The following is a 13,667-nucleotide window of genomic DNA, read 5'->3' as shown; positions in this document are numbered from 1 at the left end:
ATCGCTCACCCGGCCCTCAAGCTTTATCCCGTTTCGGGAATTCTTATGCAGCTTCAGCAGCTTCTGCTTCGGCAGCCACGCGAGCCTTGTCGGCTGCGCCCTTGGCATTCACGTCGCGCTCGACGAACTCGATGACGGCGAGCGGCGCATTGTCACCCTGGCGGAAGCCGGCCTTCATGATACGCAGGTAACCGCCGTTACGGCTGGCATAACGCGTGGCGATGGCATCGAACAGCTTGCGGACGGCATCGACGTCCTTGATCTGCGAAATGGCCTGACGGCGAGCGTGCAGGTCGCCGCGCTTGCCGAGCGTGACCAGCTTTTCGACGATCGGGCGAATTTCCTTCGCCTTCGGCAGCGTGGTGACGATCTGCTCATGGGTGATGAGCGAAGCAGCCATGTTGGCAAACATTGCCTTGCGGTGGCTGGCGGTACGGTTGAGCTTGCGGCCGGAATTCTGGTGACGCATCTCGTGTCTCCTTTACTTGCAGGCATGCGCCTGCAGTTTAAATGGTTAGTACTGGTCTTCGTAGCGCTTGGCGAGATCTTCGATGTTCTCCGGCGGCCAGGCCGGAACTTCCATGCCCAGATGCAGGCCCATGGATGCGAGAACTTCCTTGATCTCGTTCAGCGACTTGCGACCGAAGTTCGGCGTGCGCAGCATTTCCGCCTCGGTCTTCTGAATAAGGTCGCCGATATAGACGATGTTGTCGTTCTTCAGGCAGTTGGCCGAACGGACGGAAAGCTCCAATTCGTCGACCTTCTTCAACAGCGCAGGATTGAAGGCGAGTTCGGTGACCGACTCTTCTTCGGCTTCCTTCTGCGGTTCGTCGAAATTGACGAAAACCGAGAGCTGGTCCTGAAGGATGCGGGCCGCGAAAGCGACAGCATCTTCACCGGTAACGGAACCATCGGTTTCGATGGTCATCGTCAGCTTGTCATAGTCGAGAACCTGGCCTTCGCGGGTGTTTTCCACCTTGTAGGACACTTTCTTGACCGGCGAGTAGAGACTGTCGACCGGGATGAGGCCGATCGGAGCATCCTCTGCACGGTTACGCTCGGCCGGGACATAGCCCTTGCCGTTGTTGACCGTGAATTCCATGCGGATTTCAGCGCCTTCGTCGAGCGTGCAGATGACATGGTCCGGGTTCAGGATCTCGATATCGCCGACCGTCTGGATATCGCCAGCGGTGACAACACCAGGGCCCTGCTTGCGCACGACCATGCGCTTGGAATCATCGCCATCCATCTTGATGGCGATTTCCTTGATGTTCAGCACGATGTCCGTCACATCCTCGCGCACGCCGGGGATGGAGGAGAATTCGTGCAGGACGCCGTCGATCTGAACGGCGGTCACAGCCGCGCCGCGCAGCGACGACAAGAGAACGCGACGAAGGGCATTGCCCAGCGTCAGACCGAAGCCGCGTTCCAGCGGTTCCGCGACGAGCGTGGCCTTCGTGCGGCCCGACGAGGTGAATTCCACCTTGTTCGGCTTGATCAGTTCCTGCCAGTTCTTCTGGATCATATGTTTCAAACCTTCCATTCGCTGCCACTATCCAATCGTGGCAACCGAGCATGAGAAGCGCCAGGCAGAGAAGTCTGTCCCGGCGTTACGGCAAAGCCGCCATACCTCGAACACGAGATAAGGCGGCAGAACCGGACTTCCAATCGGGACCACACGGCGCGCGCCGGGCGGTCACCGAACATTGCGTTAGACGCGGCGCTTCTTGCGCGGGCGGCAGCCATTGTGCGGGATCGGCGTCACATCGCGAATGGAGGTGATCATGAAGCCGGCAGCCTGCAGGGCGCGCAAAGCCGATTCACGACCCGAACCCGGACCGCAGACTTCGACTTCCAGGGACTTCATGCCATGTTCCTGCGCCTTCTTGGCGCAATCTTCAGCTGCGATCTGAGCCGCAAACGGGGTCGACTTACGCGAACCCTTGAAACCCTTTGCACCGGCCGAGGACCAGGCAATCGCATTGCCCTGCGCATCGGTGATGGTGATCATGGTGTTGTTGAACGTCGAGTTGACGTGGGCAACGCCCGAAGAGATATTCTTGCGTTCGCGACGGCGGACGCGTGTGGCTTCCTTGGCCATGGTCTTCCTTTCTTGGATCTCAGCGCCGCCGTAATGCCAGCGGCTACACCACTCGAGGCAACGGCTTTCGAGCGGTCGGCGTTCTCACGCCTGCCGCCCGATCGGCCAATGTCTCGAATAAATTACTTCTTCTTACCGGCAATCGCCTTTGCCGGACCCTTGCGGGTGCGGGCATTGGTGTGCGTGCGCTGACCGCGGACCGGAAGGCCACGGCGATGACGCAGGCCGCGATAGCAGCCAAGGTCCATCAGACGCTTGATGTTCATGGACGTTTCGCGACGCAGGTCACCTTCGACGCGATAGTCGCGGTCGATGGCTTCGCGGATCTGCAGAACTTCCGCATCCGTCAGCTGGTGTACGCGACGATCAGCCGGAATACCGACCTTCTCGATGATTTCCTGTGCAAACTTCGGGCCGATCCCGTGAATATAGGTCAGCGCGATAACAACGCGCTTCGCAGTCGGGATGTTGACGCCAGCGATACGTGCCACGCCTATTCTCCTTGCGTTCCAGTTGCCATCCGGCAAGTGGTACTTCTTCCATGAGAGCAGCCAGTTGCGGCCGCCAGTTCAAATCTCATCCGAGACAAGTCAATACGACCGGATCGGATATCCCGAGGGATGATCCGCGCCGATCGCCGTCAAATGTCGCGAGTTGGCGCGGTGTTTAGCGGAATCGGTCAAAAATTGCAACCGGCCCCGCCAAGATTCTTTAACAGTTGATGGTCAGCACCGCTCAGGCGGCCGAGTTTTCCAAAACTGTTTCGATCGAACGCGTCACGGCGTCGACATCGGCCATGCCGTCCAGCACGACCAGCTGCCCCTGCCCCTGATAATATTCCGAGAGAGGCGCCGTCTTTTCACGATATTCCGCAAGACGCTTGCGGAATGCTTCCGGATTGTCGTCGGAGCGGACGGTTCCGCCTGCGGCAACCGTTTCGGCGACGCGCGATTCGATTCGGCGCACCAGCGCCTCCTCGTCCACCTTGAGCTCGATGACTGCATCGAGCTTAAGATCATTGGCAGAGAGCGTTTCCGACAGCACCTTGGCCTGCGGAACGGTCCGCGGATAGCCGTCAAGGATGAAGCCCTTGCCGCAATCCGCCTGGGCGATCCGCTCGGCGACGATCTGATTAACGATATCGTCGGATACCAGCCCCCCGGCATCCATGACCGCCTTCGCACGCTTGCCGATTTCGGTACCGGCGCTGACCGCCGCCCGCAGCATGTCGCCCGTGGACAATTGCGGGATACCGTATTTTTCCGTCAGACGCTTTGCCTGGGTTCCCTTACCCGCGCCCGGCGGCCCCAAAAATATCAGTCTCATCGTCCCCTCTTTCCTCCACGCAACTTGGACTTCTTGATCAGCCCCTCATACTGCTGAGCAATGAGGTGGCCCTGGATCTGTGCTACCGTATCAAGGGTAACACTGACAACGATCAAAAGCGAAGTACCACCAAGGGCTAATGGGATCCCGGTGCGGGCGATCAGCGTCTCGGGCAGAATGCAGACGAAGACGAGATAGATCGCGCCGACGACCGTGATGCGCGTCAGGACATAGTCGATATATTCCGCGGTCCGCTCGCCCGGACGGATGCCCGGAATGAAGCCGCCATGCTTCTTCAGATTGTCCGCCGTATCCTTCGGATTGAAGACGATGGCGGTGTAGAAGAAGGCAAAGAAGGCAATCAGCGCGCCGTAGAACACCATGAACAGAGGCTGGCCGTGCTGCAGGGCACCAATGATCATGGTGGCCCAGGATGGCAGATTGGCATTGCCGGAGAAACCGGCCAGCGTCGCCGGCAAGAGCAGCAGCGAGGAGGCAAAGATTGCCGGGATGACGCCTGCGGTGTTCAGCTTCAGCGGCAGGTGCGAGGTATCGCCCTGGAACATCCGGTTGCCGACCTGGCGCTTCGGATATTGGATCAGCAGGCGGCGCTGCGCCCGCTCGACGAAGACGATCAGGGCCACGACGAGGATGGCGATCAGGACGACGGCGAGAATCAGCACGGTCGAGAGCGCTCCGGTGCGGCCGAGTTCCAGCGTACCGGCCAGTGCCGTGGGCAGGCCTGCGGCAATGCCGGCGAAGATGATCAGCGAAATGCCGTTGCCGATACCGCGCGAGGTGATCTGTTCACCGAGCCACATCAGGAACATGGTGCCGCCAAGCAGGGTGACGACGGTCGAGATGCGGAAGAACCAGCCCGGATCGGCGACGATTCCCTGGCCGCTTTCCAGACCGACGGCGATGCCATAGGCCTGCAGCGTGCCGAGAAGCACCGTGCCATAGCGGGTATACTGGTTGATGATCTTGCGGCCCTGCTCGCCTTCCTTCTTCAAGGCTTCGAGCGAGGGAACGACGGAGGTCATCAGCTGCACGATGATCGATGCGGAAATATACGGCATGATGCCGAGCGCGAAGATCGCCATGCGCTGGACAGCGCCGCCGGCAAACATGTTGAAGAGGCCGAGAATGCCGCCCGCCTGACCCTGGAAGGCCTGTGCATAGGCTTCCGGATTGAGGCCCGGCAGCGGGATATGCGTGCCCAGTCGATAGACCAAAAGCGCAGCCAGGGTGAACCACAGGCGCTTCTTGAGGTCGGTGGCCTTGGAAAAGGTCGAAAAATTAAGATTGGAGGCCAGTTGTTCAGCTGCAGAAGCCATGCATTTCTCCGCCTGACCAATTCCGGAGGCGGTGGTTCGGCCCAGCCGGAAAGCAGTCCAAATTCAGTTTCAGAAAACCGGGAGACGATGGGGCTGCTGCGCAACCGAATGCCTCACCTCATTTTCCGCGATAGCCCGGTTGTCACCGACGATGCGGCCCAGGCGTGTGAGGCTCACATATGGGAGCAAAATCGCCCGAAGTGAAGCACTCCGGGCGATTCCATAACAGATTATTCGGCGGATTCCACCTGCGGCATCTTGATCGATCCGCCGGCCTTCTCGATCTTCTCGACGGCAGCCTTGGAGGCACCGGCGACGTCGAAGGAAACCTTCGCGGTCAGCTCGCCATCGGAGAGAACGCGAACGCCATCCTTCTCGCGACGGATCACGCCTGCAGCCTTCAGAGCCGCGGCATCGATCACTGCAGAGGCGTCGAGCTTCTTGGCATCGATCGCAGCCTGAATGCGGCCGAGCGATACGGTCACGAATTCCGACTTGAAGATGTTGTTGAAGCCGCGCTTCGGCAGACGACGATAGATCGGCATCTGGCCGCCTTCGAAGCCGTTGATGGCAACGCCGGAACGGGCCTTCTGGCCCTTGACGCCGCGACCACCGGTCTTGCCCTTGCCGGAACCGATACCGCGACCAACGCGGATCCGTTCCTTGGTGGCGCCTTCGTTATCCTTGATTTCGTTCAGTTTCATGGTCTCTACTCCCGTCTCACTTCTCGTCGACGACGCGAACGAGATGCTGGACAGACCGGATCATGCCACGAACGGAAGGCGTATCTTCCAGCGTGTTTACCCGGTGCATCTTGTTGAGGCCGAGACCGATCAGCGTCTGACGCTGAACAGCAGGCCGGCGAATGGGGCTTCCGATCTGTTCGACCGTAACCGTCTTCTTGGTGTCATTGGCCATCAGAAAGCTCCTTATTCTTCCGCTGCATTGCCGGAAGCGGCACGGCGAGCCTGAAGCGTGGCGTATTTCAGGCCGCGCTGAGCTGCGATGTCCTTCGGATGCACCTGGTGCTTCAGGGCGTCGAATGTTGCGCGAACCATGTTGTAGGGGTTCGAGGAACCGGTCGACTTGGCAACCACGTCGTGAACGCCGAGCGTCTCGAACACGGCGCGCATCGGGCCGCCGGCGATGATGCCGGTACCAGCCTTGGCCGAGCGCAGCAGAACCTTGCCGGCGCCATGACGGCCGTTGACGTCGTGATGCAGCGTACGGCCATCGCGCAGCGGTACGAAAATCAGATCGCGCTTGGCAGCTTCGGTGGCCTTGCGGATGGCTTCCGGCACTTCACGTGCCTTGCCATGACCGAAGCCGACGCGGCCCTTCTGATCGCCAACGACGACGAGAGCGGCAAAACCGAAGCGACGGCCGCCCTTGACGACCTTGGCAACGCGATTGATGGCGACCAGCTTGTCTACGAATTCGCTGTCGCGCTCTTCACGGGCACCGCGATCTTCGCGCGAGCCCCTTCTTTCCTGTGCCATTGTCCTTTTCCTTTTTCTTTTCCGGGTGCGAACGGCAGGTTTTTAAAAAGCCGGCTGCCCGAACAAGGGCATGCCGGCCGGTGATGGCGTGGAAACGCCTGAAAGCCGGACCACAAGGGCCCGGCATTCAAATCAGAAGCTCAGACCGCCTTCGCGGGCGGCATCGGCCAGGGCCTTGACACGGCCGTGATAGAGGAAGGCGCCGCGATCGAACACGACTTCCTTCACGCCGGCAGCGGTTGCCCGCTCGGCGACGAGCTTGCCGACCGCCGCAGCGGCCTCAACGTCGGCGCCCGTCTTCAAAGACGTGCGCAGACCGGTGTCCAGCGTCGAAGCAGCTGCCAGCGTACGGCCGGCAACGTCATCGATGATCTGGGCGTAGATGTTCTTCGACGAGCGATGAACCGACAGACGCGGGCGGCCATTGGCGACCGCCTTGAGCTGGCGGCGCACACGGCTCGCACGCTTCGAAAGTACTTCTTTCCTGCTAGCCATAACGCGTCAACCTTACTTCTTCTTGCCTTCCTTGCGGACGATCCGTTCTTCGGCGTACTTGACGCCCTTGCCCTTGTAGGGCTCCGGACCGCGGTATTCGCGGATTTCCGCGGCTACCTGACCGACCTGCTGCTTGTTGATGCCGGTGACGACGATTTCCGTCGGCTTCGGCACGGCAATGTTGATGCCCTGCGGAGGCTCATAGACGACATCATGGCTGAAACCGAGCGAGAGCTGCAGGTTCTTGCCCTGCATGGCCGCGCGGTAACCAACGCCGTTGATTTCCAGCTTGCGCTCGAAACCGTCCTTGACGCCCTTGAAGAGGTTCTCGATCATCGTGCGGGACATGCCCCACTTTGCGCGAGCATCCTTGGTTTCGTTGGCCGGAACCACCGAAACAGCGTTATTTTCGAAAGAAAGCTTTACTTCGTCGTTTGCAACGAAAACCAGCTCGCCCTTCGGGCCCTTGGCAGTCACCGTCTGTCCTTCGACAGCAGCCGTCACACCTGCCGGAACCTGAACGGGCTTTTTACCGATACGAGACATGTTTCAATCCTGTCTGTCCGTTAAGGAGGGCTCTGTCCGATCTTAGAAGACCGAGCAGAGAACCTCGCCACCAACGTTCTGTTCGCGCGCCTGATGATCGGCCATCACACCCTTCGGAGTCGAAAGGATGGTGATGCCGAGGCCGTTCGCGACCTGCGGAATGGACTTCACCGAGACATAGACCCGGCGGCCCGGCTTGGACACGCGGCCGATCTCACGGATCACCGATGCGCCTTCGTAATACTTCAGTTCGATTTCGAACTCGGACTTGCCGTTGCCGTAATCGACCTCAGAGTAACCGCGGATGTAGCCTTCGGCCTGCAGCACGTCGAGAACGCGTGCACGCAGCTTGGATGCCGGAGTCGAAACGGACGACTTGCGGCGGGCTGCACCATTGCGGATGCGGGTGAGCATATCGCCCAGAGGATCAGTCATGGTCATTGAACCGTCTCCTTACCAGCTGGACTTCACGATACCGGGAACCTTGCCCAGGTTGCCCAGTTCGCGCAGGGCGATACGGGACATCTTGAGCTTGCGGTAAAAGGCGCGCGGGCGGCCAGTCACTTCGCAACGGTTACGGATACGGGTCTTCGAACCGTCACGCGGCAGGGAAGCCAGCTTCAAGGTCGCCTTGAAGCGATCTTCGATCGGCAGCTCCTGGTTCATGATGGTTGCCTTCAAGGCAGCACGCTTGGCCGCATGGTTGGCAACCGTCTTGCGGCGGCGCTTGTTCTTTTCGATTGCGCTTGTCTTCGCCATATCGAGTTCCTTTTCTACGCTCGTCGTTACGGTTACTGACGGAACGGGAAGTTGAACTCTTTCAGAAGAGCCCGAGCTTCGTCGTCCGAGGTTGCCGTCGTGCAAACGATGATGTCCATGCCCCACATCTGATCAACCTTGTCGTAATTGATCTCCGGGAACACGATGTGTTCCTTGATGCCCATGGCGAAGTTGCCACGGCCGTCAAAGCTTTTCGGATTCAGGCCGCGGAAGTCGCGAACGCGCGGCAGCGCGATGTTGACCAGGCGATCCAGGAATTCATACATGCGGGCACCGCGCAGCGTCACCTTTGCGCCGATCGGCATGCCTTCGCGGACCTTGAAGCCGGCGATGGAATTGCGAGCGCGCGTGATGACCGGCTTCTGGCCGGCAATGGCAGCCAGGTCACCGGCAGCAATCGTGGGCTTCTTGGAATCGGCTGTCGCCTCGCCCACGCCCATGTTGATCACGACCTTGTCGACCCGGGGGATCTGCATCTCGTTGGCGTAGGAGAACTGCTCCTGCATCGCCTTGCGGATGCGGGACACATATTCTGCCTTGAGACGCGGTTCGTACTTTGCCTCAGCCATCGATCACATCTCCCGTACGCTTGGCCACACGGACCTTCTTGCCGTCCACGACCGAGAAACCTACGCGGGTCGGCTTGCCGTCCTTCGCGACGATCGCGATGTTCGACAGATGGATGGAGGCTTCCTTGTTGATGATGCCAGCTTCCTGGTTCTGGGTCTGGCGCTGGTGGCGCTTGACCATGTTCACACCGCGCACGAGAGCGCGATCTTCCTTCGGCATCACTTGAATGACTTCACCGGTGCGGCCCTTGTCCTTGCCGGTGAGTACGACGACGTTGTCGCCCTTGCGAATCTTTTGCATGGCTATCCCGCTCCCTTAGAGTACTTCCGGAGCCAGCGAGATGATCTTCATATGGTTCTTGGCGCGAAGCTCGCGCGGAACCGGTCCGAAGATACGGGTGCCGATAGGCTCTTTCTTGTTGTCGATGAGGACCGCTGCGTTGTTGTCGAAGCGGATGACGCTGCCGTCAGCACGGCGGATGTCCTTGGCGGTGCGAACGACGACGGCCTTCATCACGTCGCCCTTCTTGACGCGGCCCCGCGGGATCGCTTCCTTGATCGACACGACGATAACGTCGCCGATCGAAGCGTATTTGCGCTTGGAGCCGCCCAGCACCTTGATGCACATGACACGACGTGCGCCGGAATTATCCGCGACGTCGAGGTTTGTTTGCATCTGAATCATGTCAGGTCGCCTTCTCGTAATGACCGGAACGGTTGGGCGCAAAGCCCCCTTTTCCGGCTCATGGACATATTTTTTTCGTGCGCGGGTGGGGTCTTGCCAAGGCGGTTTCCGAAGCCGGACCTTCCCTGCGCTCTCAAAGCAAAAGAACGCCCGTCAACCGGGCGTTCTGCGCCAATGCGCTGCTTCATACAGAATTCTGCGGCAGACGCAAGGGCCTGCCGCAATTTACTGCATTATCAAGCCTGGGCGGAAATGACCGTCCAGCACTTATCCTTGGAAATCGGTGCACACTCCTGGATGGAGACGACATCACCGGTCTTGTACTGATTGTTCTCGTCGTGGGCCTTGTACTTCTTGGAACGACGAACGGTCTTCTGGAGCAGCGGGTGAGCGAATCGACGCTCGACCCGGACAACTACCGTTTTGTCGTTCTTGTCGCTGACCACGACGCCCTGCAGAATGCGCTTCGGCATATTGTTCTTCCCTTAGGCCTTTGCTTCTGCCGCCTTCTGGCGGGCAATGGTTTTCACGCGAGCGATGTCCTTGCGAACTTCATTGATGCGCGAGGACTTCTCAAGCTGACCGGTGGCCTTCTGGAAGCGCAGGTTGAACTGCTCCTTCTTGAGCTCCGCAAGCTTGTCCTTGAGCTGGTCGGCCGTGAGGCCGCGTACTTCTTCGGCTTTCATGTGCCTAACCCCTTACTCTGCGATGCGCTGTACAAAGCGCGTCTTGACCGAGAGCTTGGCGGAACCGAGACGCAGCGCCTCGCGGGCGATTTCCTCGGACACACCGTCGATCTCAAACATCATGCGGCCGGGCTTGACCTTGCAAGCCCAGTATTCCACCGAACCCTTGCCCTTACCCATACGCACTTCGGTCGGCTTTGCCGTGACCGGAGTATCCGGGAAGACGCGGATCCAAACGCGACCAGCGCGCTTCATGTAACGGGTGATCGCACGACGTGCTGCTTCGATCTCACGAGCGTTCACACGGTTCGGTTCCAGAGCCTTGAGGCCGAATTCACCGAATGCCAGGTCGAAGCCACCCTTGGCCACGCCCTTGATGCGGCCCTTGAACTGCTTGCGGTACTTGGTACGCTTTGGCTGCAACATTTTCTTACTTCTCCGAGCTTATCTTTCGCCAGCGCCAATCAAGCGTTTTCGCGACGACGGTCACGGTCGCGGCTAGCCGGACCCTGCGCATCGCCTTCGAGAGCGCGACGTTCGGAAGCCATCGGATCATGCTCAAGGATTTCGCCCTTGAAGATCCAGACCTTGATGCCGCAGATACCGAATGCGGTCTCGGCTTCCGCCGTACCGTAATCGATGTCTGCACGCAGCGTGTGAAGCGGAACGCGGCCTTCGCGATACCATTCGGTACGCGCGATTTCCGCACCGCCGAGACGGCCGGCGCAGGTGATCTTGATGCCTTCGGCACCCAAACGCATGGCCGACTGAACCGAGCGCTTCATGGCGCGGCGGAAAGCCACGCGGCGTTCCAGCTGCTGAGCGATCGACTGCGCAACCAGGGTTGCGTCGACTTCCGGCTTGCGCACTTCAACAATGTTGAGATGCGTTTCGGCGGACGTCATGTCGGAAAGCTTCTTGCGGAGCTTTTCGATGTCGGCGCCCTTCTTGCCGATGATCAGACCCGGGCGGGCCGAGTGGATCGTGACGCGGCACTTCTTGTGCGGACGCTCGATGACCACCTTGGCGATGCCGGCCTGCTTCAGTTCCGACATCAGATAGGCGCGGATCTTCAGGTCTTCGTGCAGCAGCTGGCCGTATTCGGCATTGTCTGCGAACCAGCGGCTATCCCATGTGCGGTTGATGCCGAGGCGGAAGCCGATCGGATTGATTTTCTGACCCATTATGCGGCCTCCCCTTTTTCCTCGACTTCACGAACAACGATCGTGAGGTGCGCGAACGGCTTCTCGATGCGGGAAGCGCGGCCGCGGCCACGAGCGTGGAAACGCTTCATGGTGATCGACTTGCCGACATAGGCTTCCGCCACGATCAGGCTGTCGACGTCGAGGTCGTGGTTGTTCTCGGCATTGGCGATCGCCGATTCCAGGGTCTTCTTGACCTGGTCGGAGATGCGCTTGCGGGAGAATTCGAGTTCTGCCAGAGCGCGGTCAACCTTCTTGCCGCGGATCATGGCGGCAACCAGGTTCAGCTTCTGCGGGCTGACGCGGAGCGTACGGGCAACGGCCTGGGCCTCGTTGTCCTTCAGCCGGCGTTCGGTCTTAGCCTTCGCCATGATTACTTCCTCTTTGCCTTCTTGTCCGCACCGTGACCGTAATAGGTCCGGGTCGGAGAGAATTCACCAAACTTGTGGCCGACCATGTCTTCGTTGACGCTGACCGGAACATGCTTGCTGCCGTTGTAGACGCCGAAGGTCAAGCCGACGAACTGCGGCAGGATCGTGGAGCGACGGCTCCAGATCTTGATCACTTCACTGCGACCGCTCTCGCGAACCTTCTCAGCCTTCTTGAGAAGGTATCCGTCAACGAACGGGCCTTTCCATACTGAACGAGCCATACCTGACTTCCTTCTCTTACTTCTTCAGCTGATGGCGCGAGCGCATGATGAACTTGTCGGTCGACTTGTTCGAACGCGTGCGCTTGCCCTTGGTCGGCTTACCCCAGGGGGTAACCGGGTGACGGCCACCGGAGGTGCGGCCTTCACCACCACCATGCGGGTGGTCGACAGGGTTCATGACCACGCCGCGAACATGCGGGCGCTTGCCCCGCCAACGCGAACGACCGGCCTTGCCATCGTTGATGTTGCCATGTTCCGGGTTGGAGACCGCACCGATGGATGCCAGGCAGGAGCCGTGCACCAGGCGCTGTTCGCCGGAGTTCAGACGAAGGATCGCCATGCCCTGATCGCGGCCGACGAGCTGGGCGTAAGCACCAGCCGAACGTGCGATCTGGCCGCCCTTGCCGGGCTTCATTTCCACATTGTGGATGATGGAGCCGACCGGGATGGACTGCAGCGGCATAGCATTGCCGGGCTTGACATCGACGGTCTTGCTGGAGGCGATGACCTTGTCGCCGACAGCCAGGCGCTGCGGCGCCAGGATGTAGGCCTGTTCGCCATCCGCATAGGAGATCAATGCGATGAAGGCGGTACGGTTCGGATCGTATTCCAGACGCTCTACCGTGCCCTCGACGTCGAACTTGCGACGCTTGAAGTCGATCAGGCGATAGGTGCGCTTGTGCCCGCCGCCACGAAAGCGGACGGTGATGCGGCCGAGATTGTTGCGGCCGCCCTTGGACGTCAGACCCTGGGTCAGCGCCTTGACGGGCTTACCCTTGAAGAGGCCCGAGCGGTCGACAATGACCAGCTGGCGCTGGCTCGGTGTCGTCGGGTTAAAGGTTTTCAATGCCATTGTTCTTATTCCCTCGCTCAGACGCCCGTCGACACGTCGATGGACTGACCTTCGGCGAGCGTGACGACGGCTTTCTTGACGTCCTTCTGCTTGCCGATGAAGCCGCGGAAACGCTTTGTCTTGCCCTTGCGGATCAGCGTGTTGACGGCCGTGACCTTGACGCCGAAGAGCGCTTCAACCGCAGCCTTGATTTCAGGCTTGGAGGCATCCTTGGCGACATTGAAGACGACCTGGTTCTGTTCAGAGACCAGCGTCGACTTTTCGGTGATCGCAGGCGATACGATCACATCATAGTGGCGAAGATCCGTCATTTGAACCGCTCCTCCAGAGCTTCCACCGCCGCCTTGGACAAGACGAGCTTGCCGCAACGCAGGATGTCGTAAACATTGATGCCCTGAACCGGCAGAACATCGATGTTCGGGATGTTCTGAGCCGCGAGCTTGAAATTGGTGTCGACTTCAGCACCGCCGATGACCAGCGCATTGGTCAGGCCGAGACCTGCAAGCGTACCGGCAACAGCCTTGGTCTTGGCGTCGGAGGCGACGATCTGATCGACGATGATCAGCTCTTCGGCCTTCAGCTTTGCAGACAGAGCGTGGCGGAGCGCCAGAGCGCGCACCTTCTTCGGCAGGTCATGCTCGTGGCTGCGGACAACCGGACCATGAGCCTTACCACCGCCGCGGAACTGCGGAGCGCGTGCTGAATGGTGACGAGCGCGGCCCGTACCCTTCTGCTTGTACATTTTCGAACCGGTGCGAGCGACCTCGGAACGGCTCTTTGTCTTGTGGGTACCCTGCTGCTTCTTGGCAAGCTGCCAGCGTACCATGCGTGCCAGAATGTCCTGGCGGGGATCGAGGCCGAAGATCTCATCCGAAAGGGAGACTTTGCCTGCGTCCTTACCCTCAAGGGTCGTGACGTTGAATTCCATGTGCTTAG

Annotated in this window: 25 protein-coding genes; all 25 read right to left on the bottom strand. The window is 59.8% G+C overall.

What is annotated here, in order from left to right; all coding sequences use genetic code 11:
- Positions 1 to 43: 43 nt before the first annotated feature.
- Positions 44 to 469 carry a 50S ribosomal protein L17 gene (gene rplQ, locus QTJ18_RS11325; RefSeq protein WP_165220107.1) on the bottom strand — a complete coding sequence of 142 codons (426 nt, stop codon included), beginning with the start codon at positions 467 to 469 and terminating at the stop codon, positions 44 to 46.
- Between the two features lie 45 nt (positions 470 to 514).
- Positions 515 to 1,525 (bottom strand): DNA-directed RNA polymerase subunit alpha, encoded by a 1,011-nt coding sequence (locus QTJ18_RS11320; protein ID WP_252754891.1) that lies wholly within the window; start codon positions 1,523 to 1,525, stop codon positions 515 to 517.
- A gap of 186 nt (positions 1,526 to 1,711) precedes the next feature.
- Positions 1,712 to 2,101, bottom strand: a complete 390-nt coding sequence (rpsK, locus tag QTJ18_RS11315; RefSeq protein ID WP_015915761.1) for a 30S ribosomal protein S11 — start codon at positions 2,099 to 2,101, stop codon at positions 1,712 to 1,714.
- A 122-nt stretch (positions 2,102 to 2,223) separates the two neighbouring features.
- Positions 2,224 to 2,592, bottom strand: coding sequence for a 30S ribosomal protein S13 (gene rpsM / locus QTJ18_RS11310; protein WP_252754734.1), 369 nt, complete (start codon positions 2,590 to 2,592; stop codon positions 2,224 to 2,226).
- A gap of 244 nt (positions 2,593 to 2,836) precedes the next feature.
- Complete coding sequence (locus tag QTJ18_RS11305) at positions 2,837 to 3,427, bottom strand: adenylate kinase (RefSeq protein WP_252754733.1); 591 nt, start codon at positions 3,425 to 3,427, stop codon at positions 2,837 to 2,839.
- On the bottom strand, positions 3,424 to 4,764 hold the full coding sequence (secY, locus tag QTJ18_RS11300; protein WP_252754732.1) for a preprotein translocase subunit SecY: 1,341 nt from the start codon (positions 4,762 to 4,764) through the stop codon (positions 3,424 to 3,426). Before secY ends, QTJ18_RS11305 begins: the two co-directional genes overlap by 4 nt.
- A 230-nt stretch (positions 4,765 to 4,994) precedes the next feature.
- Positions 4,995 to 5,468, bottom strand: a complete 474-nt coding sequence (gene rplO, locus QTJ18_RS11295) for a 50S ribosomal protein L15 (RefSeq protein ID WP_252754731.1) — start codon at positions 5,466 to 5,468, stop codon at positions 4,995 to 4,997.
- A gap of 16 nt (positions 5,469 to 5,484) precedes the next feature.
- Complete coding sequence (rpmD, locus tag QTJ18_RS11290) at positions 5,485 to 5,682, bottom strand: 50S ribosomal protein L30 (RefSeq protein WP_252754730.1); 198 nt, start codon at positions 5,680 to 5,682, stop codon at positions 5,485 to 5,487.
- 11 nt (positions 5,683 to 5,693) lie between these two features.
- On the bottom strand, positions 5,694 to 6,263 hold the full coding sequence (gene rpsE, locus QTJ18_RS11285) for a 30S ribosomal protein S5 (RefSeq protein WP_252754729.1): 570 nt from the start codon (positions 6,261 to 6,263) through the stop codon (positions 5,694 to 5,696).
- Between the two features lie 132 nt (positions 6,264 to 6,395).
- Complete coding sequence (gene rplR / locus QTJ18_RS11280; protein ID WP_252754728.1) at positions 6,396 to 6,758, bottom strand: 50S ribosomal protein L18; 363 nt, start codon at positions 6,756 to 6,758, stop codon at positions 6,396 to 6,398.
- Between the two features lie 12 nt (positions 6,759 to 6,770).
- Entirely contained in the window at positions 6,771 to 7,304 is a 534-nt protein-coding gene (gene rplF, locus QTJ18_RS11275; protein WP_252754727.1) for a 50S ribosomal protein L6, read from the bottom strand.
- A 42-nt stretch (positions 7,305 to 7,346) separates the two neighbouring features.
- Positions 7,347 to 7,745: a 30S ribosomal protein S8 gene (gene rpsH, locus QTJ18_RS11270; RefSeq protein WP_252754726.1), complete on the bottom strand. Its 399-nt coding sequence runs from the start codon at positions 7,743 to 7,745 to the stop codon at positions 7,347 to 7,349.
- Between the two features lie 12 nt (positions 7,746 to 7,757).
- Entirely contained in the window at positions 7,758 to 8,063 is a 306-nt protein-coding gene (gene rpsN, locus QTJ18_RS11265) for a 30S ribosomal protein S14 (protein ID WP_252754725.1), read from the bottom strand.
- Positions 8,064 to 8,095: 32 nt separating this feature from the next.
- Positions 8,096 to 8,653, bottom strand: coding sequence for a 50S ribosomal protein L5 (rplE, locus tag QTJ18_RS11260; RefSeq protein ID WP_252754724.1), 558 nt, complete (start codon positions 8,651 to 8,653; stop codon positions 8,096 to 8,098).
- Entirely contained in the window at positions 8,646 to 8,954 is a 309-nt protein-coding gene (rplX, locus tag QTJ18_RS11255) for a 50S ribosomal protein L24 (protein WP_252754723.1), read from the bottom strand. The genes rplE and rplX overlap by 8 nt, the downstream gene beginning before the upstream one ends.
- A 15-nt stretch (positions 8,955 to 8,969) precedes the next feature.
- A complete protein-coding gene (gene rplN, locus QTJ18_RS11250) occupies positions 8,970 to 9,338 on the bottom strand; it encodes a 50S ribosomal protein L14 (RefSeq protein ID WP_052638136.1) in 369 nt (122 codons plus the stop codon).
- A 236-nt stretch (positions 9,339 to 9,574) separates the two neighbouring features.
- Positions 9,575 to 9,811, bottom strand: coding sequence for a 30S ribosomal protein S17 (gene rpsQ / locus QTJ18_RS11245; RefSeq protein ID WP_210102768.1), 237 nt, complete (start codon positions 9,809 to 9,811; stop codon positions 9,575 to 9,577).
- Between the two features lie 12 nt (positions 9,812 to 9,823).
- Positions 9,824 to 10,024 (bottom strand): 50S ribosomal protein L29, encoded by a 201-nt coding sequence (rpmC, locus tag QTJ18_RS11240; RefSeq protein ID WP_085423143.1) that lies wholly within the window; start codon positions 10,022 to 10,024, stop codon positions 9,824 to 9,826.
- A gap of 12 nt (positions 10,025 to 10,036) precedes the next feature.
- Positions 10,037 to 10,450, bottom strand: coding sequence for a 50S ribosomal protein L16 (rplP, locus tag QTJ18_RS11235; protein ID WP_252754722.1), 414 nt, complete (start codon positions 10,448 to 10,450; stop codon positions 10,037 to 10,039).
- Between the two features lie 38 nt (positions 10,451 to 10,488).
- Positions 10,489 to 11,208, bottom strand: coding sequence for a 30S ribosomal protein S3 (gene rpsC / locus QTJ18_RS11230; protein ID WP_252754721.1), 720 nt, complete (start codon positions 11,206 to 11,208; stop codon positions 10,489 to 10,491).
- Positions 11,208 to 11,597: a 50S ribosomal protein L22 gene (rplV, locus tag QTJ18_RS11225; RefSeq protein WP_165220158.1), complete on the bottom strand. Its 390-nt coding sequence runs from the start codon at positions 11,595 to 11,597 to the stop codon at positions 11,208 to 11,210. The genes rpsC and rplV overlap by 1 nt, the downstream gene beginning before the upstream one ends.
- Positions 11,598 to 11,599: 2 nt before the next feature.
- Complete coding sequence (gene rpsS / locus QTJ18_RS11220; protein WP_252754720.1) at positions 11,600 to 11,878, bottom strand: 30S ribosomal protein S19; 279 nt, start codon at positions 11,876 to 11,878, stop codon at positions 11,600 to 11,602.
- A 16-nt stretch (positions 11,879 to 11,894) separates the two neighbouring features.
- Entirely contained in the window at positions 11,895 to 12,731 is an 837-nt protein-coding gene (gene rplB / locus QTJ18_RS11215) for a 50S ribosomal protein L2 (RefSeq protein ID WP_252754719.1), read from the bottom strand.
- Positions 12,732 to 12,748: 17 nt separating this feature from the next.
- On the bottom strand, positions 12,749 to 13,042 hold the full coding sequence (locus QTJ18_RS11210; protein WP_252754718.1) for a 50S ribosomal protein L23: 294 nt from the start codon (positions 13,040 to 13,042) through the stop codon (positions 12,749 to 12,751).
- The gene (gene rplD / locus QTJ18_RS11205; protein ID WP_252754717.1) at positions 13,039 to 13,659 is read right to left on the bottom strand and encodes a 50S ribosomal protein L4; all 621 of its coding nucleotides are present in this window, start codon (positions 13,657 to 13,659) and stop codon (positions 13,039 to 13,041) included. Before rplD ends, QTJ18_RS11210 begins: the two co-directional genes overlap by 4 nt.
- Positions 13,660 to 13,667 lie beyond the last annotated feature (8 nt).

Origin of the sequence: Rhizobium sp. SSA_523 (assembly GCF_030435705.1) — a bacterium.
Classification (GTDB): domain Bacteria; phylum Pseudomonadota; class Alphaproteobacteria; order Rhizobiales; family Rhizobiaceae; genus Neorhizobium.
Note: the sequence above shows the minus strand (reverse complement) of the source record. Positions and strands in the feature narration are given on the sequence as shown.